24 protein-coding genes are annotated in these 26,329 nt (G+C 61.8%); 8 read left to right on the forward strand and 16 right to left on the reverse strand.

Annotated features, from left to right (window positions below):
* Positions 1 to 39 precede the first annotated feature (39 nt).
* The 7 genes from ABM428_RS00335 to puuE all read right to left on the reverse strand — a co-directional run bounded on the left by ABM428_RS00335 (position 40) and on the right by puuE (position 8,708).
* Positions 40 to 1,281, reverse strand: a complete 1,242-nt coding sequence (locus ABM428_RS00335; RefSeq protein ID WP_353628049.1) for a DNA recombination protein RmuC — start codon at positions 1,279 to 1,281, stop codon at positions 40 to 42.
* A complete protein-coding gene (gene mutL, locus ABM428_RS00340; RefSeq protein ID WP_353628050.1) occupies positions 1,278 to 3,185 on the reverse strand; it encodes a DNA mismatch repair endonuclease MutL in 1,908 nt (635 codons plus the stop codon). The genes ABM428_RS00335 and mutL overlap by 4 nt, the downstream gene beginning before the upstream one ends.
* A 73-nt stretch (positions 3,186 to 3,258) precedes the next feature.
* Positions 3,259 to 4,482 carry a urate hydroxylase PuuD gene (locus tag ABM428_RS00345; protein WP_132997885.1) on the reverse strand — a complete coding sequence of 408 codons (1,224 nt, stop codon included), beginning with the start codon at positions 4,480 to 4,482 and terminating at the stop codon, positions 3,259 to 3,261.
* 11 nt (positions 4,483 to 4,493) lie between these two features.
* Positions 4,494 to 5,936 (reverse strand): uracil-xanthine permease family protein, encoded by a 1,443-nt coding sequence (locus tag ABM428_RS00350; protein WP_005850223.1) that lies wholly within the window; start codon positions 5,934 to 5,936, stop codon positions 4,494 to 4,496.
* A gap of 59 nt (positions 5,937 to 5,995) precedes the next feature.
* A complete protein-coding gene (locus ABM428_RS00355; RefSeq protein WP_132997884.1) occupies positions 5,996 to 6,487 on the reverse strand; it encodes an ureidoglycolate lyase in 492 nt (163 codons plus the stop codon).
* Positions 6,484 to 7,299, reverse strand: coding sequence for a bifunctional allantoicase/(S)-ureidoglycine aminohydrolase (locus ABM428_RS00360; RefSeq protein WP_132997883.1), 816 nt, complete (start codon positions 7,297 to 7,299; stop codon positions 6,484 to 6,486). The genes ABM428_RS00355 and ABM428_RS00360 overlap by 4 nt, the downstream gene beginning before the upstream one ends.
* Positions 7,296 to 8,708, reverse strand: coding sequence for an allantoinase PuuE (gene puuE / locus ABM428_RS00365; protein WP_132997882.1), 1,413 nt, complete (start codon positions 8,706 to 8,708; stop codon positions 7,296 to 7,298). Before puuE ends, ABM428_RS00360 begins: the two co-directional genes overlap by 4 nt.
* 600 nt (positions 8,709 to 9,308) lie before the next feature.
* Between puuE and uraH the strand changes: the two genes are divergently transcribed.
* The 3 genes from uraH to ABM428_RS00380 all read left to right on the forward strand — a co-directional run bounded on the left by uraH (position 9,309) and on the right by ABM428_RS00380 (position 13,152).
* Positions 9,309 to 9,668 (forward strand): hydroxyisourate hydrolase, encoded by a 360-nt coding sequence (uraH, locus tag ABM428_RS00370; protein ID WP_005850231.1) that lies wholly within the window; start codon positions 9,309 to 9,311, stop codon positions 9,666 to 9,668.
* A gap of 93 nt (positions 9,669 to 9,761) precedes the next feature.
* The gene (deoC, locus tag ABM428_RS00375; protein ID WP_005850232.1) at positions 9,762 to 10,763 is read left to right on the forward strand and encodes a deoxyribose-phosphate aldolase; all 1,002 of its coding nucleotides are present in this window, start codon (positions 9,762 to 9,764) and stop codon (positions 10,761 to 10,763) included.
* Between the two features lie 49 nt (positions 10,764 to 10,812).
* Positions 10,813 to 13,152, forward strand: a complete 2,340-nt coding sequence (locus ABM428_RS00380) for an aldehyde dehydrogenase family protein (RefSeq protein ID WP_353628051.1) — start codon at positions 10,813 to 10,815, stop codon at positions 13,150 to 13,152.
* A gap of 78 nt (positions 13,153 to 13,230) precedes the next feature.
* On the opposite strand, the gene ABM428_RS00385 is transcribed toward ABM428_RS00380, so the two are convergent.
* From ABM428_RS00385 to ABM428_RS00415, 7 genes are all read right to left on the reverse strand, one after another.
* The gene (locus ABM428_RS00385; protein ID WP_132997878.1) at positions 13,231 to 14,553 is read right to left on the reverse strand and encodes a pitrilysin family protein; all 1,323 of its coding nucleotides are present in this window, start codon (positions 14,551 to 14,553) and stop codon (positions 13,231 to 13,233) included.
* A complete protein-coding gene (locus ABM428_RS00390) occupies positions 14,550 to 15,893 on the reverse strand; it encodes a pitrilysin family protein (RefSeq protein WP_165934337.1) in 1,344 nt (447 codons plus the stop codon). Before ABM428_RS00390 ends, ABM428_RS00385 begins: the two co-directional genes overlap by 4 nt.
* Before the next feature lie 92 nt (positions 15,894 to 15,985).
* Complete coding sequence (locus ABM428_RS00395; RefSeq protein WP_009825462.1) at positions 15,986 to 16,489, reverse strand: DUF3035 domain-containing protein; 504 nt, start codon at positions 16,487 to 16,489, stop codon at positions 15,986 to 15,988.
* Positions 16,490 to 16,551: 62 nt separating this feature from the next.
* Positions 16,552 to 17,061: a signal peptidase II gene (gene lspA, locus ABM428_RS00400; RefSeq protein ID WP_168592271.1), complete on the reverse strand. Its 510-nt coding sequence runs from the start codon at positions 17,059 to 17,061 to the stop codon at positions 16,552 to 16,554.
* A gap of 18 nt (positions 17,062 to 17,079) precedes the next feature.
* Positions 17,080 to 18,666 carry a bifunctional phosphoribosylaminoimidazolecarboxamide formyltransferase/IMP cyclohydrolase gene (gene purH, locus ABM428_RS00405; protein ID WP_132997876.1) on the reverse strand — a complete coding sequence of 529 codons (1,587 nt, stop codon included), beginning with the start codon at positions 18,664 to 18,666 and terminating at the stop codon, positions 17,080 to 17,082.
* 17 nt (positions 18,667 to 18,683) lie between these two features.
* The gene (locus ABM428_RS00410; protein WP_064217030.1) at positions 18,684 to 20,432 is read right to left on the reverse strand and encodes a heparinase II/III family protein; all 1,749 of its coding nucleotides are present in this window, start codon (positions 20,430 to 20,432) and stop codon (positions 18,684 to 18,686) included.
* A gap of 123 nt (positions 20,433 to 20,555) precedes the next feature.
* The gene (locus ABM428_RS00415) at positions 20,556 to 21,827 is read right to left on the reverse strand and encodes an RsmB/NOP family class I SAM-dependent RNA methyltransferase (RefSeq protein WP_064217029.1); all 1,272 of its coding nucleotides are present in this window, start codon (positions 21,825 to 21,827) and stop codon (positions 20,556 to 20,558) included.
* A gap of 90 nt (positions 21,828 to 21,917) precedes the next feature.
* On the opposite strand from ABM428_RS00415, the gene ABM428_RS17710 reads away from it, so the two are divergent.
* Complete coding sequence (locus tag ABM428_RS17710) at positions 21,918 to 22,193, forward strand: DUF1674 domain-containing protein (RefSeq protein WP_005850250.1); 276 nt, start codon at positions 21,918 to 21,920, stop codon at positions 22,191 to 22,193.
* Positions 22,194 to 22,278: 85 nt separating this feature from the next.
* On the opposite strand, the gene ABM428_RS00425 is transcribed toward ABM428_RS17710, so the two are convergent.
* Both ABM428_RS00425 and dapB read right to left on the reverse strand, forming a co-directional pair.
* Positions 22,279 to 22,635 carry a dihydrodipicolinate reductase gene (locus ABM428_RS00425; protein ID WP_235183737.1) on the reverse strand — a complete coding sequence of 119 codons (357 nt, stop codon included), beginning with the start codon at positions 22,633 to 22,635 and terminating at the stop codon, positions 22,279 to 22,281.
* Between the two features lie 90 nt (positions 22,636 to 22,725).
* On the reverse strand, positions 22,726 to 23,541 hold the full coding sequence (gene dapB / locus ABM428_RS00430) for a 4-hydroxy-tetrahydrodipicolinate reductase (protein WP_260004060.1): 816 nt from the start codon (positions 23,539 to 23,541) through the stop codon (positions 22,726 to 22,728).
* A gap of 79 nt (positions 23,542 to 23,620) precedes the next feature.
* Here dapB and rbfA point away from each other — a divergent pair, with 79 nt between their 5' ends.
* The 4 genes from rbfA to ABM428_RS00450 all read left to right on the forward strand — a co-directional run bounded on the left by rbfA (position 23,621) and on the right by ABM428_RS00450 (position 26,325).
* The gene (gene rbfA / locus ABM428_RS00435; RefSeq protein ID WP_168592275.1) at positions 23,621 to 24,040 is read left to right on the forward strand and encodes a 30S ribosome-binding factor RbfA; all 420 of its coding nucleotides are present in this window, start codon (positions 23,621 to 23,623) and stop codon (positions 24,038 to 24,040) included.
* Positions 24,037 to 24,783 (forward strand): phosphodiester glycosidase family protein, encoded by a 747-nt coding sequence (locus ABM428_RS00440; RefSeq protein ID WP_132997874.1) that lies wholly within the window; start codon positions 24,037 to 24,039, stop codon positions 24,781 to 24,783. The genes rbfA and ABM428_RS00440 overlap by 4 nt, the downstream gene beginning before the upstream one ends.
* 118 nt (positions 24,784 to 24,901) lie before the next feature.
* Positions 24,902 to 25,819, forward strand: coding sequence for a tRNA pseudouridine(55) synthase TruB (truB, locus tag ABM428_RS00445; RefSeq protein WP_005850261.1), 918 nt, complete (start codon positions 24,902 to 24,904; stop codon positions 25,817 to 25,819).
* Entirely contained in the window at positions 25,816 to 26,325 is a 510-nt protein-coding gene (locus ABM428_RS00450; RefSeq protein WP_132997872.1) for a DUF1643 domain-containing protein, read from the forward strand. The genes truB and ABM428_RS00450 overlap by 4 nt, the downstream gene beginning before the upstream one ends.
* Positions 26,326 to 26,329 lie beyond the last annotated feature (4 nt).

Genomic DNA, 26,329 nt, shown 5'->3' on the forward strand with positions numbered 1-26,329 from the left:
TGTGACACCCTTGTCGTGGCTCCTCGCTTAGATAGCCCGTCAGGGCCGTTTGTCAGGGCGCGAAAGCGGCACAACGCGATTATCCTGCTCTGACAGTTCTTCGAAATCGAAATTATCCAGTTTTGCCGCGCGTTTACCCGCGCGTTCAGCGGCCGTGCCCAAACCTTCAAGGTCGGCGCGGGCCTGCCCGAAATGGGTGTTCAGCTTGCCCACACGTTCGACCACGATCTCGACATCGCGGTGCAGCATCTTGAGCGTTTTGCGGATAGCCCCTGCCTGTTCCCGCATCCGCGCATCCTTGAGGATCGCGCGCATCGTATTCAGCGTTGCCATGCAGGTGGTCGGTGATACGATCCAGACCCGCGCATCAAAGCCTTCGCGGACGAGTTCAGAGAAGTTCGCATGCAGCTCGGCATAGACCGCTTCCGAGGGCAGGAACATCAGCGCGCCATCCGCGGTCTCGCCCTCGATGATGTACTTCGTGGTGATCGCCTGAATATGCGACTTGACCGCAACCCGCATGGCGCGGGCAGCATCCTTGACCTCGTATTCCGTCTTGGCACGGCGCAGGGCTTCATAGGCTTCAAGCGGGAATTTACTGTCGATCACGATCGGGCCGGGCGGGTTCGGCAGGTGGATCAGGCAATCCGCGCGCCTGCCGTTGGAAAGCGTCGCCTGCATTGTGTAACTGTCACTTGGCAGCGCCTTAGAGACGATATCGTGCAGCTGGATCTCACCGAATGCGCCACGGGTCTGTTTGTTGCTCAGGATATCCTGCAGCGACAACACGTCGCCCGACAGTTTGGTGATATTGTCCTGCGCCTTGTCAATCGCGGCCAGCCGTTCCTGTAGCTGGGTCAGGCTGGTCGTCGTCTGCTTGCTGGAACCGTGAAGCGTCGCGCTCATGCGTTCCTGCATCTCGGCCAAGGACCGAGCAGAGCGGGCCGCGTTCTCGGCCAGCCGGTCCTGCATTTGTTGCTGCACATGGGCCATGCGGGCCTCGATGCTTTGCACCATCTGGGTTTGTGCATTGGCTTGGGTATCCGACACGGTTTGCAAGCCCCCGCGCAGTTGTTCCTGCCCCATGCCAAGCTGTTGCACATGGCCGCCCAGTATCTGCATCTGGCGCGCCAGCGGCGCCGCCACCCGCGCCGACCGCCCCGCCGCACGCACCGCCATCACCAACAGGATCAGCACCAGCAAGACCACGCCCCCGCCGCCAATCAGCAGCAGCATGGCAGGGTCTGTCAGCGCGTAGGTTTCACCGCCAAGCTGGATCATGTGCGCCCGAACAGACGTTCGATATCGCTCAACTTCAGTTCGACATAGGTGGGGCGGCCGTGGTTGCACTGGCCGGAATGGGGCGTCGCCTCCATCTCGCGCAGCAGCGCGTTCATTTCCTCGCCCCGCATCCAGCGGCCCGAGCGGATGGAACCGTGACAGGCCACACGGCTGAGGATCGCCTCGATCCGGGCCTGTAACGTGTTGCTTTCGTTCTGATCGGCGAGCTCATCAAGGATATCCAGCACCATCGCCTTGGCATCCACCGTGCCAAGGATCGCGGGCGTTTCGCGCACGGCAATGGCACTGCCGCCAAAGGGTTCGATCCCCAGTCCAAACCGCGCGAGGTCTTCCGCGACCTCAAGCAGCCGCGCGCAGTCCGACGCTGACAGATCCACGATCTCGGGGATCAGCAAGGCCTGCGCCGCGACACCGTTTTCGGCCATCTGGCGTTTCAGCTTCTCATAGACCAGTCGTTCATGCGCTGCGTGCTGGTCCACGATGACCATGCCCGTCGCCGTCTGTGCGATGATATAATTCTCGTGCACCTGTCCCCGCGCGGTCCCAAGGGGGAAGTCCGGCGCGGGTTCAGCGGCGGGAGTGTGTGCGTTGTGTGCGTCATGGGTCTGAGTGTCGTGGGTCTGGAAGTCAGCACCGCCAGCCTCGTACTGGGGGGGCGTTTCAACACGGCCCCACATGCCGGCGGTTTCGGCAAAGCCGGGCTCGGGCGCTTGCGCCTGATAGGCAGCGCTGCGCGCACCAAGCGAGGGGCGGTCCATCTGATACACCCGCGCACCGGGCTGTTCGGGGCGCATCGCCCCCAAAGTCGCATTCGCCACGGTGGTCGAGGCACGGTGCCCCGCATCCGCCAGTGCATGGCGCAGCGCCGATACGATCAACCCGCGTGCCAGTCCGGGATCGCGAAAGCGCACTTCGGATTTGGCCGGGTGGACGTTGACATCCACAAGCTTGGGATCGCAATCGACGAACAACGCGGCGGCGGGATGGCGGTCACGGCTCAGCAGGTCGAAATAAGCGCCCCGCAACGCCCCCACCAGCAGCTTGTCACGGACGGGACGCCCGTTCACAAACAGGTATTGCGTCACGGCAGAGCCGCGCGAATAGGTCGGCAGGGCTGCGTAGCCCGTCAGGTGCAGCCCTTCGCGTTCGGCATCGATGGCCAGCGCGTTTTCAGCAAACTCGCGCCCCAGCACCTGCGCCAAACGCCCGTGCAGCGCGGCGAACATATCGCCCTGTTCGGCCTCGGCGCGAAACACCTCGCGGCCCGGTCCGTCGCCGGACACATCGCGCAGGGTGAACCGCACGAAGGGTTCCGCCATCGCCAGCCGCTTGATGATGTCAGAGATCGCCTGCGCCTCGGCGCGATCGGTGCGCAGGAATTTCAACCGTGCGGGCGTGGCAAAGAAGAGATCGCGCAGGGTGACGACGGTGCCACCATTCAGCGCAGCAGGGCGCACAGGGCCGGTCACGCCGCCGTTGACCGAAATCTCGGCCCCGTCCTGTCCGGCAACACGGCTGCAAATGGTCAGCCGCCCGACAGCCCCAAGCGAGGGCAGCGCTTCACCGCGAAAACCGAAGGTGTGGATGTTCAGCAGGTCCGTCCCGTCAATCTTCGAGGTCGCGTGCCGGGACAGCGCCAGCGTCAGATCGTCCGCGGCGATGCCGCAGCCGTCGTCGGTGACGCGGATCAGGGTCTTGCCACCATCGGCATATTCGACCGTGATTTGCCGCGCGCCCGCATCGATCGCGTTCTCGACCAGTTCCTTGACCGCAGAGGCAGGGCGTTCAACCACCTCTCCGGCGGCGATACGGTTAATCGCCGAGTCGTCGAGCTGCCGGATCACCGGGCGATTTTCGCTTATATTGGGGTTTGGATGCGCCATGCGGCTAGACCTAGCATAGAGGCGCGCGATTCTGAAAGCCGCGAATACGGATGGTTAACGCTCGTCGGCGAGGTTAATCCTGTGTGGCTGCATTGAACCAGGCGACGATCTCGGCGCGTTCGCTGGCCTGCATATGGCTCAGGTTTGCAGGGGGCATCGCATCGGTCACACCCGCTTGCAAATAGATCTGTCTGGCCGCGCTGGCGATCTGATGTTCTGTCTCAAGCCGGATGGATTTCGGCGGCCAAAGCAGCCCGTCCCACGCGGGCTCTGCCGCATGACACATGCTGCACCGACCGCGCACGATATCATGCACCCGGTCAAACCCTTCGGCCTGGGCAAAGCGCAGTGCGGGGCCGGTGGCCTTTTCCGGCTCGACGCTGCGGAACATCGGCGCGGTCGACAGCCACATGATCGTGACGAACAACAGCGCGGTGACCGCCCATGTCCACGTCGGATTGCCCTGACGCGCGTGCAGGCTGTTGAAGTAATGGCGGATCGTGACCCCCATCAGAAACACCAATGCCGCAATCAGCCAGTTCATCTCGGACGCGAAGGCCAGCGGGTAGTGGTTGCTGAGCATCAGGAAGATGACCGGCAAGGTCAGATAGTTGTTATGTGTGCTGCGCTGCTTGGCGATCTTGCCGTATTTCGCATCCGGCACCCGCCCCGCCTTGAGGTCGGCCACCACGATCCGCTGGTTCGGCATGATAATGAAGAACACGTTCGCCGACATGATCGTCGCGGTGAACGCGCCCAGATGCAGCAACGCTGCACGCCCCGAGAAGACCGAGGTATAGAAATAGGCCATCCCCACAAGGATCACATAGAGGCCGATCATCAGCCTTGTGTTGTTATCGCCGAATTTGCTTTTGCAGATCTGGTCGTAGACCAGCCAACCAAAGCCAAGCGACAGAAGGGAAATCCCCACGGCCTGCCAGTTCGCCAGTTCTGCGACAGTGGGATCGACAAGATAGAATTCCGCCCCGAGGTAGTAGACCAGGATCAGCAAGGCAAAGCCGGAAAGCCACGTCGAATAGCTTTCCCATTTGAACCAGATCAGATCGTCGGGCATCTGCGCGGGGGCCACCAGATATTTCTGCACGTGATAGAACCCGCCGCCGTGGACCTGCCATTCTTCTCCGTCCGCGCCGGTTTTGAGGTTGCGGTCGCGGTGCAGGCCCAGATCCAGCGCGATAAAGTAGAACGACGACCCGATCCACGCGATGGCCGTGATGACATGCACCCAGCGAACGGCAAACTCGATCCAAGCGCCAATGGCGGCCATATCGTACATGGGGTGGCTCCTTAGTGTAGCGTCTTGGGTGTATGCGGCAGTTTACCCTTAGAACTGCCCGACAGCCCGCCCGAGACTTCCTCGGTTGATTCCTCTGCCAGTTCTTCGGGCAGAAGCAGGTTCAGTACAATAGCAATCAGGGCCGCGGGAAGCAGACCGCTGGTCAGCAGGATTTTGGCCGTGTCCGGCAGGTGTTGCACCGCGCCGGGTTCCAGCTGAAGCCCCAGACCGATCGAGATCGAGATGGCAAAGATCACCATATTGCGGCGGTTCCAGTCTACGTCGGACAACATCGACATGCCGGCGGCCACGACCATGCCGAACATCACGATAACCCCACCGCCCAAAACCTCGATCGGGATGGTGCGGATTACGCCGCCGACCTTGGGGACCAGCCCGCAGAGGATCAGGAACAGCGCGCCGACGGTGACGACGTGGCGGCTCATCACGCCTGTCATGGCGATCAGGCCGACGTTCTGGCTGAAGGATGTGTTGGGCAGCCCCCCAAAAAGACCGGCGACGGCGGACCCGATCCCGTCGGCATAGGTCGCGCCCTGGATTTCGCGGTCGGTCGCCTCACGGCCCGCGCCGCCCTTTGTGATCCCGGCGACGTCACCCACGGTTTCAATCGCCGAGATAAACGCCATCAGACAAAAGCCGATGATCGCCGCTGCCGAAAACTCGAACCCGTATTTCAGCGGATTGGGCAGCGCGAAGGCGGCAGAGCGTGACCACGACCCGCTGATGTCGCCAAAGCTGAGCATCCCCACGGCCAGCGCATAGATATACCCCACGATCAAGCCGATCAGCACAGCCGAGATCGACAGCATTCCGCGGGTGAAAAACTTGATCCCCAATGTGACAAAGATCACCACCAGCGCGGCCGACCAGTTCAGCAGGCTGCCATAGGCAGGCGTGCCAATCGCGGGCACACCACCGGCAGCGTATTGGATCCCCACCTTGACCAGCGCCAGGCCGATCATCGTGACCACCAACCCCGTAACAAGCGGCGGCAGCGCAAATCGGATCTTGCCGATGAACAGCCCCAGAAAGGCGTGGAACATACCGCCGATCACAACGCCTCCGAACAGCGCGGCAAGCCCGTCCACACCCTTGCCCGCCACCAGAGGGATCATGATGGGGATGAACGCGAAAGACGTGCCCTGCACAATCGGCAGCCCTGCCCCGACAGGCCCCAGAGTCAGCGTTTGCAGCAGCGTCGCGACACCAGCAAACAGCATCGACATCTGGATCAGGTACAGCAGTTCGGGAAAGTCGGGCGAGTTCGACCCGAACCCAAAGCCCGCCGCGCCCGCGATGATGATGGCGGGGGTGACATTGGACACGAACATCGCCAGCACGTGCTGAACACCCAGAGGAATAGCGCGATACAGCGGCGGCATGTAATTGGGGTCGCGCAGTTGTTCCGGCGTGCCGATGGCGTGGCGTGTCATATCAAATGTCCCTTGTTGATCACTGGCCGCTATTTGTGCGGTCCGATTATCTGCGGGGTTTACCCCTTGATCACATAAGGCGGGTCCAGCGGGTATTCGTCAAGGTTGGGGCTGGTGCCGATGCGGTCCACCACGGCGAAAAGCCCGGGCTCTGCCAAAGGGGTAAGCACGCCGTGCCATGTCCCGCGGTGAAAGTTCACGCCCTGATGCGGTGCCGTCAAGAACGCCAGCGGTGTGCCGGGGGTATCGCCCTCGTCGGGTGCCACGATCACAAGAAACGGCGCGCCCGTCAGCGGCAGGAAGGCTTGCGACCCTTCGGGATGCCGTTCAAGCAGGTCCAACTGGTAGGGCAGGCTACGGGCCTGCGCGTTAAAGATGCTGATGCCCGCGCGACCGTCGGGCCCGAAATCCAGCTTTGCCAGATCATGGTGCCGCCCACACAGCCCCGCGTTGATGATCCGGTCCGGCGCGCCCGACGCGTCCAGCACTTCACCGAAAGGGGCGAAGGCATCTGCGGTCAGGGGCTGAACGGTGATCTCGCGCGGGCTCATAGCGACAGCGGCATGTGGCGGTTCACATCCTTATACAGCAGATAGCGGAAGGGTTCTTGCCCCGTTGCGATACAGGCCTGCGGACAGAAAGCGCGCAGCCACATGAAATCGCCCGCTTCAACCGGCACCCAGTCGCGGTTCAGCAAATAATCCGCCGTGCCCTGAATGACGTAAAGCCCGTGTTCCATCACATGGGTCTCTGCGAAAGGGATGCGCCCGCCCGGTTGGAAGGTCACGATATTGACGTGCATGTCGTGGCGCAGATCGCCTGGGTCCGCGAAACGCTGGGTCGCCCAAGCGCCATCGGTATCGGGCATGGCAATCGGCGCGACTGCGTCGTCATGGGTCACGAATGCCTCTGGCGCATCCAAGCCGTCCACGGGCACATAGCGCTTGCGCACCCAGTGCAGGCCGCAAGGCGTATCGCCGGTGTTCCAAAGCGTCCATTTGGCCGCAGGGGGAATATAGGCGTAAGACCCTGCCACAAGATCATACCCCTGCCCGTCCAGCGTCAACCGCGCGCGGCCTGTGGCCACGAACAAGACCGCTTGCGCCTGCGCGTCCGGCTCGGGTGTGTCGCTGCCACCCTTGGGGGCAAGCTCTACCGCGTATTGTGCGAAGGTTTCGGCAAATCCTGTCAGCGGCCGCGCCAGCACCCAAGCGCGTGTGTTCACCCATCCGGGCAGCAGGCTGGTCACGATGTCCCGCTGCACCGAAGCAGGGATCACTGCGTAGGCGTCCGTGAACACAGCCGTGCTTTCAGGAGAGACAGTCTGGTCCGGCAGACCGCCGGGGGGGAAGGCATAGGTCATAGCATATCCTCTAAACGCAGCCGTGCGATCCGTTCGACCTGTGCACATGCGGTGGTAAATTCATCTTCGGTTGCGTTGGCGATGCGGGTCTCGAACTGGCGCAGGATGCCGTCCTTGTCGTGATCCTTCACCGCGATGATAAAGGGAAACCCGTGTTTCGCGACGTATTGGCTGTTCAACGTCTCGAAGCGCGTACGCTCGGCATCGGTCAAGGCGTCCAGCCCGGCGCTGGCTTGTTCTTGCGTGCTTTCAGCCGTCAGCCGTTTGGCTGCCGCCAGCTTGCCCGCCAGATCGGGGTGCGCGGTCAGCACGCCCAAGCGTTCCGCCCGCGTCGCCGACCGGAACATCCGCGCCAAAGCATTATGTATCCCCGCGACAGAGCTATGCGCGGGCCCCAGTTCAAGGTCATAGGCGCGTTCGGCGATCCACGCTGAATGTTCGAACACCCCGCCGAATTTCGCGACAAAGCTGGCGCGGTCCATCTGGTCCAGACGCAGGCGCGGCTGGGGCGGATGGGTGACACGCCAATGGTCTGCGATGTCGATCCGGCGCGGCGTCCAGACGCCTTCGAACCCTTTGATGTAGTCGATAAAGCGTTTCAGCGCCTGTATCCTTCCGGGCCGCCCGATCAGACGGCAATGCAGCCCGACCGACATCATCTTGGCCTGCCCGGCGCTGCCTTCGGCATAAAGCGCATCGAAGGTATCGCGCAGATAGGCATAGAACTGATCGCCCGAATTAAAGCCCTGCGGCGTGGCAAAGCGCATATCGTTGCAATCAAGAGTATAGGGGATGATCAACTGATCGCGCCCTGCCACCTGCATCCAGTAGGGCAGATCATCGTCGTATGTATCCGAGATATAGTCGAAGGCCCCCGTCTCTGCCGCCAGCGCGACCGTGTTCACAGAGCTGCGCCCCGTGTACCAGCCGCGCGGCGCTGTGCCGACGACCTCGCGGTGCAGGCGGATCGCCTCGTCCATATCGGCGCTTTCGACCTCGGCGGTGTGATCCTTGTAGTCGATCCATTTCAGCCCGTGGCTTGCGATTTCCCAATCGGCCTGGGTCATCGCCTCTACCTGCTGCGGGGACCGCGCCAAGGCGGTGGCGACGCCATAGACGGTAACAGGGATATCGGCCCCCGTGAACAGGCGGTGCAACCGCCAAAAGCCCGCCCGCGCGCCGTAGTCATAGATGGATTCCATATTCCAGTGACGTTGCCCCGGCCAAGGGGCGGCCCCGACGATCTCGGACAAGAAGGCCTCTGACGCGGCATCCCCGTGAAGCAGACAGTTCTCGCCGCCTTCTTCATAGTTCAGCACGAATTGCACCGCGATCCGCGCGCCGCCCGGCCATTGTGCATCAGGCGGTGTGGGGCCGTAGCCGTGAAAATCACGAGGGTAGCGTGTCATGGGATCGTCCTTTGGTCAGCGCCTGCGCGCGGGGAAACCGCGCGCTGCGGGCCGTTGTTTTCGTCAACCAACGGTTTTCTGGCACTGATTTTTCGCAATGTACAGCCAGCCAACCCTTCCCGAAAGGTCGGCCGGCTGCCAGATCGGCTCGAGTGGCCCTGCTCTCTTATAGCGAAAGTTCTAAGGCGCTGGCCGGCCTGAAACTCAAACACATGCGGGGGGCATATCGGGCGGGAAAGTGAGTGGAAGGGGCCGCTCTTGCTGCGCTATGCAACACGAGTCCTGTCGGCCCCTGCCCAATGATCGTCGCACCACGTGCGACTTGCCCGATCATAAGAATTCTGTCCCCCAGAATACATACTCGGATTGTATGGGTCGCTGGCAGGCAACACCTCCGATTGAATGTTGTGTACCATATAGGCGCAGGATGATTCGCGGCTCAAGCAAAAACGATTCGGTAGGCGAATTATTTTTCACCATCGCCCGAATCACCGCCTCTTTCAGCGCTGGCGCGCCCAGAAAGCCGCCTGAAGATCCGCCATTGACCTAGCCCGACACCCGCCTATCGTAAGGGTCCAACGGATCAGGAAGACCTCACCCATGGCAAACGGCTATTTGACGACGCATGTTCTGGACACCGCCCGCGGCCGCCCCGCAGGCGGGCTGGAGATCACGCTTTACCGGATCGAGGGGGCCAACCGCATGAAGCTGGTGCAGATGACCACCAATGCTGACGGTCGCACTGACACGCCGATCTTGCCCAAGGGCCAGTTTGCGGCTGGCACCTACGAGCTGGTGTTCGAAGCCGGGGCCTATCTTGATGCCATCGGAGCGGAGCCCGAAGCACCGCGGTTCCTGGACCAGATCCCCCTCCGCTTTGGCATTTCGGATGCGGATGCGCATTATCACGTGCCGCTTTTGCTATCGCCGTTCGGCTATTCAACCTATCGCGGCAGCTGAACGCCGCTGGCGGATGTGACGTGAGGGCGCGATGCTTGCATTGCGCCGTTGCCCCGTGGCACATTGCCTGTCTGATCAGACAGGAAAGCGCCCATGTCCACGCATGTATATGACCCGACCGAACTGGCCCAAAGCCACCTGCCACAGGTGACGGAACCCCGCAATCCGGGGATGCCGCTGGATATGGATTGGGTGCGCGCCGTGCAGGTGAACTCCTCTGCGGTGGAGCGCCGCGCCGCGGGTTTACCCGCGCGCCGTTCCGTGAAGAAAGAGTATCAGGCCGCGTGGCTGCTCCGCGCCGTCAGCTGCATCGACCTGACCACGCTGTCAGGGGATGATACCGCCCGCCGTGTCGAGCGGCTTTGTGCGAAGGCACGTCAACCGATTGCGCCCGCGCTGCTGGACGCGCTTGGCATGTCGCAGATCACCGTGGGCGCGGTCTGTGTCTACCACGAGATGATCGCCCCCGCCAAAGCAGCACTGCAGGGCACAGGCATCCCGATTGCTGCCGTCTCGACAGGATTTCCCGCCGGTCTCTCCCCGTTCGAGCTGCGTCTGCGCGAGATCGAGATGAGCGTCGCCGCCGGAGCCGCCGAGATCGACATCGTTATTTCGCGCCGCCATGTGCTGTCAGGTGACTGGCAGGCGCTTTATGATGAAATGCGTGCCTTCCGCGCCGCTTGTGGTGATGCACATGTCAAGGCGATCCTCGCGACCGGAGAGTTGGGCAGCCTGCGCAATGTCGCGCGTGCCTCGCTGATCTGCATGATGGCGGGCGCTGACTTCATCAAGACCTCCACCGGTAAGGAAAGCGTCAATGCGACCCTGCCCGTGACCCTCGTGATGATCCGCGCGATCCGCGACTATTTCGACCGCACCGGCTTCCGCGTTGGCTACAAGCCCGCGGGCGGGATATCGAAGGCAAAGGACGCGCTGGTCTATCTGGCCATGATGAAAGAGGAATTGGGCGACCGCTGGTTGCAGCCCGACCTCTTCCGTTTCGGGGCCTCGTCGCTGTTGGGCGACATCGAACGACAGCTCGACCACCATGTGTCGGGCAGCTATTCCGCAAGCCATCGTCACGCCATCAGCTGAGCCGCGTGAAACCAATGTCGGATTTGAGTATTTTGAAAAGGGTGAACCCATGAGCGTGTCCGAAATCTATGAAACCATGGACTATGGGACGGCACCGGAAAATGCCGCTGACGCACTGGCGTGGCTGGTCGATCAGGGCAGCCGTTTCGGGCATTTCATCGACGGCGCGTTCACCGAGGCGCGGGATGATTTCGAAAGCCGCAACCCCGCCAATGGCAATGTGCTGGCAACGTTGACGCAGGCCAGCCAGGCAGAGGTCGACACCGCGGTTGCCGCGGCGCGCAAGGCACAGCCCAAATGGGCCAAGCTGGGCGGTCACGGACGGGCGCGGTTCCTTTATGCGCTGGCGCGGTTGCTGCAGAAACACAGCCGGTTGTTCGCCGTGCTGGAAACGCTGGACAACGGCAAACCCATCCGCGAGGCGCGCGATGTGGATGTGCCCTTGGCGCAGCGGCATTTCTATTACCACGCGGGCATGGCCCAGCTGATGGAGTCCGAGCTACCCGACGCAGACGCGCTTGGCGTATGCGGGCAGATCATCCCGTGGAACTTCCCGCTGCTGATGCTGGCGTGGAAGGTGGCCCCTGCTTTGGCGATGGGGAATACGGTGGTATTGAAACCGGCGGAGTATACGTCGCTGACCGCGCTGCTGTTTGCCGATATCTGTGTGCAGGCGGGCTTGCCCAAGGGTGTCGTCAATATTGTCACCGGTGACGGCGCCGTGGGCGAGATGATCGTGCAGGCTGAGGTAGACAAGATCGCCTTTACCGGATCGACCCCTGTCGGGCGGCGCATCCGCGAGGCGACCGCCGGAAGCGGCAAGGCGCTGACGCTCGAGCTGGGGGGCAAGTCGCCCTATATCGTTTTCGACGATGCAGATCTGGATTCGGCCGTCGAGGGGTTGGTGGATGCGATCTGGTTCAATCAGGGGCAGGTCTGCTGTGCAGGCTCTCGCCTGCTGGTGCATGAGCCCGTGGCGGATCGGTTCTATGCTAAGCTGCGGGCGCGGATGGCGAAGCTGCGGGTCGGTGATCCGCTGGACAAATCCGTGGATGTGGGCGCGCTGGTGGACCCCGTTCAGGTGCAACGCGTGACCGAAATGGTCGCCGCCAACACCGGTGGCGAGGTGTTTACCGCAGGCGATATCCCCGCGACCGGATGCTATTATCCGCCCACATTGATCACCGGCATGAACCCTGCCGATCCGTTGATGCAGGACGAGATCTTTGGCCCCGTGCTGGTATCCACCACCTTCCGCACCCCTGCCGAGGCGGTCGAGCTGGCCAATAACACCCGTTACGGGCTGGCGGCGACGGTCTGGTCCGAGAATATCAACCTCGCGCTGGATATCGCGCCCAAGCTGGTATCGGGCATCGTCTGGGTGAATGGCACCAATATGATGGATGCGGCGGCGGGCTTTGGCGGTGTGCGCGAAAGCGGCTTTGGCCGCGAAGGCGGCTGGGAAGGGCTGGCGGCCTATACCCGTCCGAAAACCACGCAAAAACCGTTGAAAGAGATCACGGCCTTTTCCGGCAGCGGCACGCCAGCGGACCCGATCGACCGGACAGCCAAGCTTTATATTGGCGGCAAGCAAAGCCGACCCGACAGCGGCTATTCCGCACCGGTCTGGGGCAAGTCCGGCGATCTGCTGGGCCATGTCTCGCTCGCGTCGCGCAAGGATGTGCGCAATGCCGCGGAAGCGGCTCATGCCGCAAAGGGGTGGAGCAAGACCACCGGTCATCTGCGCGCGCAGATCCTCTATTATATCGCTGAAAATCTGGCGGCACGCGGGGATGAATTCGCACGGCGTCTGGATGCGATGCAGGGCGCTAAAACCGGTAAATCCGAAGTCGATCTCGCGGTCAAACGTCTGTTCACCTATGCGGCGTGGGCCGACAAGTATGATGGGCAGGTGCATGGCGTGCCGATCCGCGGCGTGGCGCTTGCCATGAAGGAACCTGTGGGCGTGATCGGCGCGCTTTGCCCGGCGGAGGCACCTTTGCTGGGGCTGATCTCTTGCATGGCACCGGTGATTGCGATGGGTAACCGGATCATTTTGTCCGCCAGCGCCCCCTTCCCGCTTGCTGCGACGGATTTCGTGCAGGTGCTTGAAACCTCTGACGTGCCGGCGGGTGTGGTGAATATCCTGACCGGGCCGCAGAAGGACATCGCCGAAACACTGGCGCGGCATATGGACGTGGATGCGGTCTGGAGCTTTGGCGACAAGGCGCAAAGCGAAACCGTGGAGCGGGCCAGCGCGCAAAACCTGAAGCGCACATGGGTCAACAACGGCATGGCCCGCGACTGGGACGGCGCAGAGGGTGAAGGCAAAGCGTTCTTGCACGCCGCGACCGAGGTCAAGAATATCTGGATCCCTTACGGCGAATAAGCTGCCGATGTCCTGAAACGAAAACGGGCGCTGAGAAGCGCCCGTTTTTTGTGTCCGGTCCTGTGTTGGAGGCAGCGGTCAGTCGCTTTCCTGCGCCGTGGCCTCGATCCCTTCGGGTTGGCCGACAACAACAAAGGCCAGCCCGTCAGGGTCCAGCAGGTCGTCGGCAACACGTTTCACATCGTCCAGCGTCACCGCCTCGACCTTGTCGTTGCGCGTGGCGATATAGTCGATGGGCAGGTCGATCATCTGCATCCCCACAAGGATGCTCGCGATGGTCTGGTTGCCGTCAAAACGCAGCGGGTAGGAGCCTGTGATATAGGTCTTGGCATCGTCCAACTCTTGCTGGGTCACGCCCTCGGCCGCGGCTTTGGCCCATTCGTCCTTGATCACATCCATCGCCTGCCCGATCCGGTCGTTCGCCGAACTGACCGATCCTTGCCATGTTTCAGCCAGATCCATTGGCACCAGATAGGAATAGACGCCATAGGTCAGCCCGCGTTTCTCGCGCACTTCGGTCATCAGACGGCTTTCGAACGATCCACCGCCAACCACTTGGTTCAACACGGTCGCGGCAAAGAAATCATCATCCTTCTGGGAAATGCCCTTTTGCGCAAAAATCGCGACAGATTGGGGTGTCGGGAAATCGACGACCGTGGTGCCCGACGGGATAGAGACCTCGGCCTGTGGGGGCAGCGGTGCACCGGTTTCGGGCAGATCGCCCAACAGTTCGTCAAGCATCAGACCCAGCTCTTCAGGCGTGATGTCCCCCACCGCACCGATGAAGATACGGTCGCGCGCCAGCACAGCCTTATGTGCCGCGACAAGGTCATCGCGTGTCAGAGCGGTCACCGTTTCTTCGGTCCCGCTGAGCGGCGAACCGTAGGGGTGATCGCCATACAGCAGCTCGTCCATCTTTTTGCGCGCGATATCGTTCGGGTCTTTCGCGCTGGAGCGGATCCCCGAAAGCACCTGCCCGCGCACCCGTTCAATCGCATCCGGGTCAAACCGAGGCGTCTGCAACGCCTGTTTCAACAACGCGATCGAAGCATCCTGATTTTCGGTGAGAAACCGCGAGGATACGGAAAGCGCGTCGTCATCCACGCTGAACCGGAAGCTGCTGGCCAGTCCTTCGGCGGCACGGGCGAAATCGCGTGCGTCCATGTCACCGGCCCCCTCTTCCAGCAGGCCCGTCATCAGGTTGATTGCGCCGCGTTTTTCGGGGGCATCCAGCGATGCACCGCCGCGAAAGCGCACATCAAGTGCGACGAAGGGGATCGAATGCTCCTCTACCAGCCACGCGGTGATGCCACCGGGGGACGTCACCTCTTGGATGTCCACCTCTGCCCGGGCGGGCAGCGCGGCCAGAACCGTCAGGACGATTGCGTAAAACAGTCTCATTCCGTCACCTCTTCGCGCATCAGCCACCCTGTGACAGAGGCTTCGCGGTTAAACACATCTTCGGCGGCCTGCATGATGTCTTCGGCTGTTACGGCCTCAAGCACATCCGGCCAATCCTGCACGTCCTGCACGGTCAACCCAATGGCAAGGGCGCTGCCATAACGGTTGGCGACGCTGTCGGCGTTATCGCGGGCATAGATTTGTTCGGCTCGGACCTGTTGCTTGATCCGTTCAAGTTGCTCGGCATCCACCCCGTCTTTCATGAAACCCGCGATGGCGGTGTCCATGGCATCTTCGGCGTCCTGCAAGGACACGCCCGGTTGCGGCACAACGACAAGGTTAAAAGTCGTATCGTCCAGCGATTGACCGCTATAGAACGCCGCTGAATAGGTCGCGACGGGCTCGTCAAACTGCAGTTTTTCGGCGAAATAGGATGTGGTGCCACCGCCCAGCAGTTCGGCCAACATGGTCAGGGCCGCTGCGGTTTTCTGGTCGCCGGGATCCCGTTCCTGCGCCAGATAGGACCGGCTGACGTATTCCTGTGCAACGCGGTCATCGCGAAAGATCAGGCGACGTTCGGCGGTCTGTGGCGGCTCTTGCGTTCGCGATCGGTCGGGCAGATCCGGATTGGCGGGGATCTTGCCGTAATATTGTTCTGCCAGGGTGCGAACGTTTTCAGGCTCTACATCCCCAGACACGACAAGGATCGCGTTGTTGGGGGAGTAATACAGCTTGTAGAAATCCAGCGCATCCTGCAGGTCCAGCGCGCGCATCTCGTGCATCCATCCGATGATCGGCGTGCCGTAGCGGTGGTTGAGGTATTGCGCGGCATTAAGCTGTTCACGGAACAGCGCGCTCGGGTCATTTTCGGTGCGTTGGTTGCGTTCTTCGATGATCACATCCCGTTCGGTCGCGATGTTTTCCGGTGTGAGGCGGATGTTTTTCATCCGGTCGGATTCCATCTGCATCATCAGCTCAAGCCGGTCTGCGGCAACCCGTTGGAAATAGGCGGTATAATCATAACTGGTGAAGGCGTTATCGCGCCCGCCATTCTTGGCAACCGTGGCTGAAAACTCGCCCGACTCCATCTTGTCGGTGGCTTTGAAAAGCAGGTGTTCCAGAAAATGCGCCACGCCCGACGACCCTTTGGGTTCGTCCGCCGAGCCAGCGCGGTACCACACCATCTGCTGCACAGCGGGGGCGCGGTGGTCTTCGACGACCACGACCTCCATCCCGTTGTCCAAGGTGAAATGCGTGACGTCTTCGTTGTCACGCGCAAGCGCGGCTGTGGTGGGCAGCGCAAGCGCCAATAGGGCCCCGAGGGCCGGTAATCTGATCATGGTCGGTCCTTTGAGCAGGGTCCTGAGACCTCTTACTTACGCCACCCCACGGGGTGATCAAGGGACCTAACAGAATTGTAATTCGGCCAGCGTCACTCTGCCGGAGGGGCGGAGGGCGTGCGTGCACCGGCCCGACGCCAGCGCGCGGCCTCGCGGGGGGCATCCAGGATCTGGCGTTTGTAGGCTTGGTCGTAGCGATCTGTCGGCACGATCTTGATCTGCGTGAACCGCGCCTTGCGCTTGCGGAACGCAGCATCGGTTTCGGCAAGTTCCTGACGGATGTTCGCCGACACGCCCATGCGGCTGGCCTGTTGCACGAGCGCGGCATCCGAGGCGGGGATGCCTGTCGTATTGCTTTGCGGTGTGCCGCCAAAGGCCAGAACCCCTTCGGCAATCGCGTTGCGGTCCGTCAGGTTCGCCTGCCCCGGCGTTGGCACGGGCAGCGCGTTATAGCTATCAGGCTGCTGCAAGGGTTTAGAGGGCTGGACCATGAATTCGTCAGGCCCTTTCGCAGTGCTGCGAATGTCCCGCAGGCCAGTGTTGCCGCAGGCCCCAAGGGCAAGCGGTAGCAAGACAAGAGCGGCGACAAAGCGCATGACGGATCTCCTTAAGGACTTGTTAAGGTCTTTGTACCAATATCGCAGTCACGCGGTAATTGTCACTGGCCTTTTTTCTGGGCCTTTTTCGGTGTGGCTTTCGCCGGTTTTTTGGTGTCGCCGGTAAAGTAAATCAGCCCCAAAGCGCCCGCAAAAATGAAGACATCGGCGATGTTGAACACGAAAGGATTATTGATCCCGCAGCAAGACATGTTCAAGAAATCAAGCACATAGCCGTAGATCAGGCGATCAACCACATTGGCCAACGCCCCCCCGATCAGCAGACCTGCGCTGATATTGGCCCAAAGGCTCATGGTTTGACGGCTTGCCCAGATCAGCACGCCCACACAGATTGCACAGGCCAGCCCGATGAGGATCCAACGACTTGCGTCGGACCCGTCACCGAAAAGGCCAAAGTTGATCCCGCGGTTCTCGCCGTAGCGAAAGTTGATCAGCGGCGGCAATACGTCGATGGACCGGATACGGCTAAGCTCCATCGTATGCACGACAAGATACTTGCTGAGCTGATCCGCAAGAAACGCCGCAAAACCGGCCCAAAAAATAGTACGCATAACGACCGCTTTCCGTGGTTAGTGGCGGAAGTGGCGCATGCCGGTAAAGACCATGGCAAGCCCGGCCTCATCCGCTGCTGCGATCACTTCGTCATCCCGCATCGACCCGCCGGGCTGAATAAGCGCCGTCGCCCCTGCTTCTGCGGCAGTGATCAACCCGTCAGCAAAGGGGAAGAACGCATCGGAAGCGACGACAGAGCCCTGCGTCAGCGGTGCGGGCAAGCCCATGGCTTCGGCCATATCCTGCGCTTTGCGTGCGGCGATACGCGTGCTGTCGACGCGGCTCATCTGGCCGGCACCGACGCCCACGGTCGCGCCATCCTTGACGTAGATGATTGCGTTGGATTTCACGTGTTTCGCGACGGTCCAAGCGAACATCAGGTCCGACAGCTCTTGATCGGACGGCTGCCGCTTTGTCACGACCTTCAGGTCATCCATGGTGATGCGGCCAACGTCTTTGTCCTGCACCAGATAGCCCCCCGACACCTGACGAAACGACAACGCTGCCTGTGCCGGATCGGCCAGACCGTTGGTGGTCAGCAAGCGTAGGTTCTTCTTCTTGCCAAAAATCTCCATCGCTTCGGGTGTAGCGTTCGGCGCGATCACGACCTCGGTAAAGATCGCGCTGATCGCCTCGGCGGTTTCGGCGTCAAGCGTCTGGTTCAGCGCGATAATCCCGCCAAAGGCGCTGGTGCGGTCGCAGTCGAACGCGCGGGTATAGGCATCCACCATCGACGTGCCTTGCGCCACGCCGCAGGGGTTGGCGTGCTTGATGATCGCACAGGCAGGCCCATTGGCCGGATCGAATTCGCTGACCAGTTCAAAGGCCGCATCGGTGTCGTTGATATTGTTATACGACAGTTCTTTACCCTGATGCTGGGTCGCCGTAGCAACACCGGGACGTGCCGAGCCATCGGTGTAGAAGGCCGCTTGCTGGTGGGGGTTCTCGCCGTAGCGCAAGGTCTGCGCCAGCGTGCCGCCCACGGTACGACGACGCGGGGTGTCCCCGACCTGCGCGGCCATCCATGTGCTGACAGCCGTGTCATAGGCCGCCGTGCGGGCATAGGCCGTCTGCGCCAAACGCTGGCGCAGCGCATAGGTGGTCTGCCCGTTATTCTCGGACAGTTCGTTGATCACTGTCGCATAATCTTCGACATCGACGATCACATTCACAAAACCGTGGTTCTTCGCGGCAGAACGGATCATCGCAGGGCCACCGATATCGATATTCTCGATCACCTCGGCATATTCCGCCCCTTTGGCGACGGTTTCTTCAAAGGGATACAGGTTCACCACAACCAGATCGATCGGGCCAATGTCATGTTTGTCCATCGCCGCGACGTGTTCGTCATTGTCACGCAGCGCCAGCAACCCACCGTGCACGACGGGGTGCAGCGTCTTGACCCGACCGTCCATCATCTCGGGGAAACCGGTGACCTCGGACACATCTTTCACCGTCAGACCTGCGTCGCGCAGCGCCTTGGCGGTGCCGCCGGTGCTCAGCAATTCGACCCCATGCGCCGCGAGCGCCTGCCCCAGCTCGACCAGACCGGTCTTGTCAGATACGGAAAGAAGCGCGCGGGAGACGGGGTGAAGATCAGGCATCGGGGAGGTTCCTTTGGTCAGTCTTGGTCATCATATGGATCGTCGAGCGATAAATCTCGCACGCCAATCGCAGTTTCCTGCGCTTTGGACAAGGACCACCTGACCCTGCTGGCATAGTCGACGACCCGCCCGCTAAGCAGAATTTGCACCGACGCGCGGGGTTTCAGCCGGTTGCGCTCAAGGTAAACGCTTGGTTCCAAAGACAGTTTATGCGTCCCATCATGACGGAACACCCAGATCTCGCCGCTTTTCTGGGCCATGGAAATTGCCGCCCCGCCCAGATCGACGGTGGCATCCACATCCGGGTGCAGATGGAAACGAATCTCGAACGGGATACCGGCAAGCTTCACCGCATCCATTTCCCGATCAAAGACACGCTTTTCAGCGGGCTCTATCGCGAGCAGCATGTCCTCCCCCGCGAGGCCGCGACCGTCGTGGGTCAGTTCCAGGCTGCGGGCATGGGTCAGGCCAAAGCCCGCGACATAGCCATTATGCGCGCCCTGAAACTGGGTGCCGTCCCCGACGGAGCCGATTTCGACGGGCACATAGGTGGGGCATTCGATCAAAGCCTCGGCACCCGTGTGCCGGTCGGGCTCCGCCAGTCGCGCGCTGGAATAGCCGCCAAGCGACAGGCCGGAATGCGACGGTGTCGCACGCCCCGCCCGCCGCCAATCAGCGCCAAATGAATCGCCCGGCCCGCAGTTCACGACCAAAGGGCGCCGCCCGCTGGTCAGTTCGAACGCAAGCGTAGAGGCATGGGCATTGAACGATGCGGCCCCGCCGGGGGGCGGGCTGGCGTCGACGATCACACTGGTGCGCCCCGCGGACAGGCGCGCATACCCCATCGACAGCCCGTCCGGCTGGCGCGTCTTGATCTTCGCCGTGGCCAGCGCGTGATCCAGCCAGCCTTCGGCCCCGCGCCCGCCGCCATGAAACCGCGCCAGCCCGCCGTCGGAATGCCGCAGGGTGCGCAGGGTAGGCGCGATGCGTTCAATCGCCTCCATATGCGCAGTTGGCGTGCCGCGTCCCGCATCGCTTAGCGCGGCGGCGGCCCATGTCAGAAGGGTAAATGCGTGCAACAGCTCTTCGGGGTTGCGGGTGGGCAGGCCGCCCTGCGCATCGATCTGCGCCTCGCATTCGCGGGCCAGTGCCTTGATCGCCGGATCGGCGCGCGCCTCTTGCCCCTCAAGCGAAAGACCCGCGTAGATCAACCCGGTCAGCGCCTCGAACCGCGGCAATCCCGGGGCTGCGGCATGCCAACGGCGCGACAGGAAATCCGTTTGTTCGACCAGCGAGCGATAGAAAACATCGCTTTCGTCTTGCGAGGTGCCACGCAGTACAAACAGCGCGTGGTTGATCCAGCGGATCAGCCGCCGGCCGGTCAGATCAGGGGTCCAGCCGATGCCTCGGCCCTTGCCGTAGTGGTCGATCCAGCCCCAAAGCCAACGCTGCGCCGTGCCGCGGGCCCGCACGTCGCCAACCGCAGCCAGATCATCCATCCAGGCGAAACCGTGCAGATCACGCGCGAAATCCTGATCCGGCGTGGCGACTTCCCACAGGCTTGACGCGTCCGGCGCTTCGATCAGACTGCCGGAAAACAGAAGGTTGCCCGCGATCAGCTGCCGGCCCCGCGCAAAAGACCCGATGGTGCGCGGTTCGGGAGAGGAAACGAATCCCCTCGCTTGGGTACGCGTTTTGGTCGCGGCACGGGCGTGCCACCGATTTAGAAAACGCGTTTTTCGCGCATTGAAGCTGGTACTTGTCATGCGGCTGCCCTTGTACGCTCTGCTGGCGTTTTGCGGATGTTAGCCGCTGTTGCCACCTGAGTCACCGCATTTTGACACGGGTTTTTGCGGGCGACGCAAATCCGCCCGCATCAGGTTGGGCCTTTAGGCGTCCTTGCGCAGGCAGGCGATGTAAAACCCGTCCATGCCGCCCAGTTCAGGCCAGTAATCGGGGCGCAAACGCAGGCCGCCCTCTTGGGTTGTCCACGCGGGATCAACACCGGGCACAGCCAAAGCGTCGCGGTCGACCCGCATATCCGCATGACGTTCCAACGCCTCGTCGACCTGCACTTCGCCTTCGTCGGGCAGCAGGGAGCAGGTGCAGAAAATCAAGCGCCCCCCGGGGTTGAGCAGGGACCACGCATGGTCGATCATTTCCGACTGCAGCTCGATCAGATCACCGAATTCGGACCCATCCTTGGCGTGGGGCAGATCGGGGTGACGACGGATCGTGCCCGTAGCAGAGCAAGGCGCATCCAGCAGAATCGCGTCAAACGTCCCCTCGAACCGGCGCGCATCGACGACAACGACTTTGGCCGGCAGATGCACCCGTGCAAGGTTTTCCCGAACCCGCTGCATCCGCTGCTTGGAGTTATCGACCGCCGTCACCTGCGCACCTGCGGCGGCAAGCTGCATGGTTTTGCCCCCGGGCGCGGCGCAAAGGTCGAGCACGGCCTCGCCTTTTTGTGGCGCAAGGATTTTAACGGGCAGCGCGGCGGCGGCGTCCTGCACCCACCAATCGCCTTCGGCAAAACCGGGCATGGTGGTGACCTGCCCCGCATCGGCGACGCGCACCGAACCGGTCGGCAAGACGGTGCCGCCCACGGCCGCGGCCAAACTTTCAGGATCTCGTTTCGCGGTCAGATCCAGTGGCGCACCTGCGAAATGCGCGGCCTCGATTCCCGTCATCGCGTCGGGCCCCCAGGCTTCGGTCAGCGGACCCCGCAGCCATTTTGGCAAGCGCGGCGCGCGCAAGGCCGCCCATGCCTCTGGCCCTTCGGCGGCGATTTTGCGCAAAACGGCATTGGTCAGCCCCTTGAGGTGCCCGAGTTTCTTATGCGTCGCGACTAGTTCGACCATCGCATTCACCACGCCGTGGGCCGCGCCGCCCTGACATAGTTCGACCGTGCCGACGCGCAGCGCGTTGCGCACAGTCAGCGGCGGGTATTTCGACAGATGTTTCTGCAACAGACGGTCGGCGCGTTCCATCCCGCGCAGGGTATCCATCGCCAGACGCTGCGCCCGTGCGCGGTCATCGGGGGGCAGCTTGTCCAACGCCCCCGCCGACAAGAGCTCTGACATCAGACGTTCTTCCCCCAGGATCATATCCAAAAGGTACACCGCACTTCTGCGGGCCTGAACGCCGGTGTCTGACATGCGATACGCTTTCTTCTTTGGGGTGCCCGGGTTGTCTGGGCTTGGTTCCGGCGTATATCAAGGGGACAGTGGCCTCAAGAGGATGAGAGTATGACCGAAGCCGGCAAACGCCCCATGCCAAGCCCACCCCATGATCCGACACCCATGCCGGAGCCCGGGCCGGATATTCCGCCAGAACCCACGCCCGACCCGATGCCGATGGTACAAGAGCTTCCCGCCGCCGCGCAACGCGCGCTGGCGGAGGCCGCCGAACGCCGCAAGGCCGCGCAGGCACTGGACCTGCCGACAGAGCTTGGTGGTCGCGACGGACCAGAACCTGTCCGCTATGGCGATTGGGAGAAAAAGGGCATCGCTGTCGATTTTTAAGACAAGTGCCCCCTATGCGCTGACCCTGCGTCGCGCAGATCAAGATTACGGCCAAGCGCCCTGTGGCGCTTGCACATGGGCGAGGCTACTTCAACGAGAAGACCGCCGACTGCCCTGCCCCCTTATCCGAGGTAAAGCGGATTTTCCCACCGTTTACAGCGACTTCCTGACAATTGTAGCCAAGGTCGTCATCGCCCCAGATCAGGCTTCGGCAGAAATACCCGCCCTTCCAGACCCATTGGCCCGACACGTCCCACACGGCACCTGTACCCGATATGCCGCCGCTTTCGGTGACGCGCAATTCGACCAGCGGGCGAGTCAGTGTTTTACCCTCCACCACCGAAACGAAATCGCGCTGGCTGTCCAGTTTCTGGAATTCTGCCCAAGCGGCCCCGGTCAGCGCAAAGAACGCCGCGCAGGTCAGTAACGTCAGTTTTTTCATCACACCCTCCAACCAGATTGTTCCCATGAACATACGGGCCAGAGGTTAAGATAGTTTCACCACGGTTAAGTGACAGGGCGGCGGGTGGCGTCAGTCGTTCAGGCCCAGAACGTCCAGCATATCATAGGCTCCGGCAGGTTTGCCCTGCCCCCAAACGGCAGCTTTGATGGCACCGCGCGCAAAAACCGCGCGATCCGACGCGATGTGGCGCAAGATGATTCGCTCGCCCGCGGCGGCGAACATAACGTCATGTTCGCCCACAATGTCGCCCCCGCGGATCGCTGTGAACCCGATGTCACCCCGCTTGCGCGCACCGGTGATCCCGTCACGCCCGCGGTCAGAGACATCCGCCAGCGCGACGCCGCGCCCTTCCGCGGCGGCTTCGCCCAGCATCAGCGCAGTGCCCGACGGCGCGTCGACCTTCTGGTTGTGATGCGACTCTATCACCTCGATATCAAAGTCTTCATCAAGCGCGGCAGCGACACGTTTGGTCAACTGGGTCAAAAGATTAACGCCCAGGCTCATGTTACCTGCCCGCACGATCACCGTCTGCTTTGAAGGTCCGTCCAGCGCGCCGATCTGCGCGTCGGTCATACCGGTGGTGCCGATAACATGAACCACCCCCGCATCGGCCGCGATCTTGGCAAAAGCGAGTGTCGCTTCCGGAGCGGTGAAATCAATGACCGCCTGCGCGCCCTGCATCGCCTCTGCCGCGTTATCGGTCACGATCACGCCAACAGCAGTGCCGCCCATAGCAACACCAATATCCTGACCGACCCACGCATGCCCGGCACGTTCTACCGCACCCGCCAGATGCACCCTGTCGCTGGCAGAAACCTGCCCAATCAACATCTGGCCCATGCGGCCCGAAGCCCCTGTAATCACTATGCCGGGTGTATCGCTCATGTTATGCTCCTTATTCGGTTCCGGTTTAGCGCGTGGTGATCTGCTTGGCAAAACCTCAGCGAACCCTTAGATGAAGCGCATGGCAAAGAACAAGTTTCATGAGGGCTCAGGCCCGTCGCAACGGCAGCTTCGCGTAGGCGAAACCATTCGTCGCGCCCTATCGGATGTTCTGGCGCGTGGCGATGTCCACGACCCTGAGCTGAACCGGATGTCGATCACCGTGGGCGAAGTACGCGCCTCCCCCGACCTGAAGATCGCAACGGCCTATGTGCTGCCTTTGGGCGGAAACGGTCAGGAAGACGTGCTTAAGCTGCTGGCGCGCAACAAGGGCGAGCTCCGCCGGTTGATGGCGAAGAAGCTGGTCCTGAAATACGCACCGGACCTGCGGTTCCAACTGGACGAAACGTTCGACCGTATGGACGAAACGCGCCGGATGCTGGCGCAGGACGTGGTGCGCCGCGATGCTGACGCCCCCGACCGCGGATCGGAAGACGCGTGAAACGGTTCTGGGCCGCGCTTGGCTTCATGGGCTGGGCCGCCGCGCCCGTCCAAGCCGAGACCTGCGAAACCCTGACTTATAACGGCACCGGCTATACCCTGTGCCACGTCGACCTGACGCAGGACCGGCTTGAGCTGTTCCTCTACGATGCGGACGGCAAACCGCATGGGTATTTCAACACATTGAATACAGCGTTGAAAAAGCGCGGCGCGCAGCTGGGCTTTGCGATGAACGCGGGCATGTATCACGATACCCGTGCGCCGGTGGGCTACTACCTTGAGAACGGCAAAGAATATCAGCAGGTGATCAGCAGCGACGGCCCCGGTAACTTTGGCCTGCTGCCCAATGGCGTGTTCTGCCTGCGCGACGGGCGTGCCGATGTGATCGAAACCAAAGCTTTTCTGCGCGACGCCCCCGACTGCCGCAGCGCCACACAATCGGGACCGATGTTGGTGATCGATGGCAAGATGCACCCACGCTTTCTGAAAGATGGCACCTCGCGCTATATCCGCAACGGCGTTGGCACCAGCGCCGATGGCAAACGCGCGGTTTTTGCCATCTCGAACGAGACGGTGAACTTCTATGATTTCGCGCTGCTGTTCCGGGATCACCTAAAGCTGCCAAATGCGCTTTATTTTGATGGCAATATCTCGAGGATGCGCGCACCCGATCTGGGCCGCAATGACTTGGGCTTTAGCGCGCTTGGCCCTATCATTGGCGTCGTGAAGCCCGACGCGCCGTAGCGCAACAACAGTTTTCTTGCCTTCGGCGAGGATTTTTCACCATTTGGAAGCCAGAGTCTCTGGGCAATCTTGCCGGACCTTTGATAGGAGGCGGGCAAATCAGTTAAGGGCATTTGATATGGGACGCAGGCGCAAGGGACGGGATATTTCGGGGTGGTTGGTGGTGGACAAGCCCGCTGGCCCGACCTCTACGACCGTGGTGAACAAGGTCCGTTGGGCGCTGAACGCGAATAAGGCGGGCCATGCGGGCACCCTTGACCCCGAAGCCACCGGCGTTCTGGCAATCGCGCTTGGCGAGGCGACCAAGACGGTGCCCTTTATCACGGACGCGATGAAAGCCTATGAGTTTACGGTCCGCCTTGGGATCGCGACAAATACCGATGATGCCGAGGGCGAGGTCATCGCAACCTCGGAGCTGCGGCCCGATGACGACGCGATCAAGGATGCTTTGGGCAAATTTATCGGTGACATCCAGCAGGTGCCGCCGCAGTTTTCCGCAGTGAAGATCGACGGCCAGCGCGCCTACAAACTGGCGCGCGACGGTGAAACGATGGAACTGGCAGCCCGCCCGCTTTTTGTCGAACAGCTACTGCTGGTGGACCGCCCCGATGCCGACCACGTGACGTTGGAGATGGTGTGCGGCAAGGGCGGCTATGTCCGGTCGATTGCGCGCGATCTGGGACAAGCCTTGGGGTGTCTGGGCCACGTGCGCGAATTGCGCCGCATCTGGTCGGGCCCGTTCGAGGCCTCTGAAGGGCTGACGCTGGCGCAGATCGAAGAGATGGCGCGCACAGACGCTTTGGACGCGCATTTGCTGCCGTTAGAGCAAGGGTTGCAGGACCTGCCAGAGGTGAAAGCCACGCCAGAGGGGGCCACTCGTCTGCGCAACGGCAACCCCGGCATGGTGATCGCCCATGACGTTGAATATGGCGACGAGGTCTGGGCGTCGTTTGAGGGCCGCGCCGTTGCTGTAGGACGTTTCAAGGCGGGCGAATTGCATCCGTCGCGTGTGTTCAACCAGCCCGGTTCTGCGTGATCACGCGCAGCCATACCAAGGGCGACGCGCCGTCGACGGCTGTCTATTCGGACTGCGAAAACTACCGCTATAGTCTGACCCGCGTCTGGCACCCCGAGGCGGAGCGGGTGCTGTTCGTCATGCTAAATCCGTCAAAAGCGACGGAAATCGAAAACGACCCAACGGTCGAGCGGTGCGAGCGCCGTGCCCGCGCCTTGGGCTTCGGGGGGTTTCAGGTCACCAATATCTTTGCCTGGCGCGAAACCAGCCCCAAGCTGATGCGTCAGGCCATAGACCCCGTCGGCCCTGATAACGATATGATTTTGAACGAAGGACTCTTGTGGGCCGATCAGGTAATCGCGGCTTGGGGCACCCATGGCGCACATCTTGGACGGGGTGCGCAGGTGCAAGAACTCCTGTCGCGCAGCCAAACGCCCGTGTACCATTTGGGCCTGTCCAAGGACGGGCATCCCAAGCATCCTTTGTATATCCGCTATGCTCAGGAACCGATTTTCTGGGGCCTTTAGGGCA

This window comes from Sulfitobacter sp. TCYB15 (assembly GCF_040435955.1).
GTDB classification, from domain to species: Bacteria; Pseudomonadota; Alphaproteobacteria; order Rhodobacterales; family Rhodobacteraceae; genus Sulfitobacter; species Sulfitobacter pontiacus.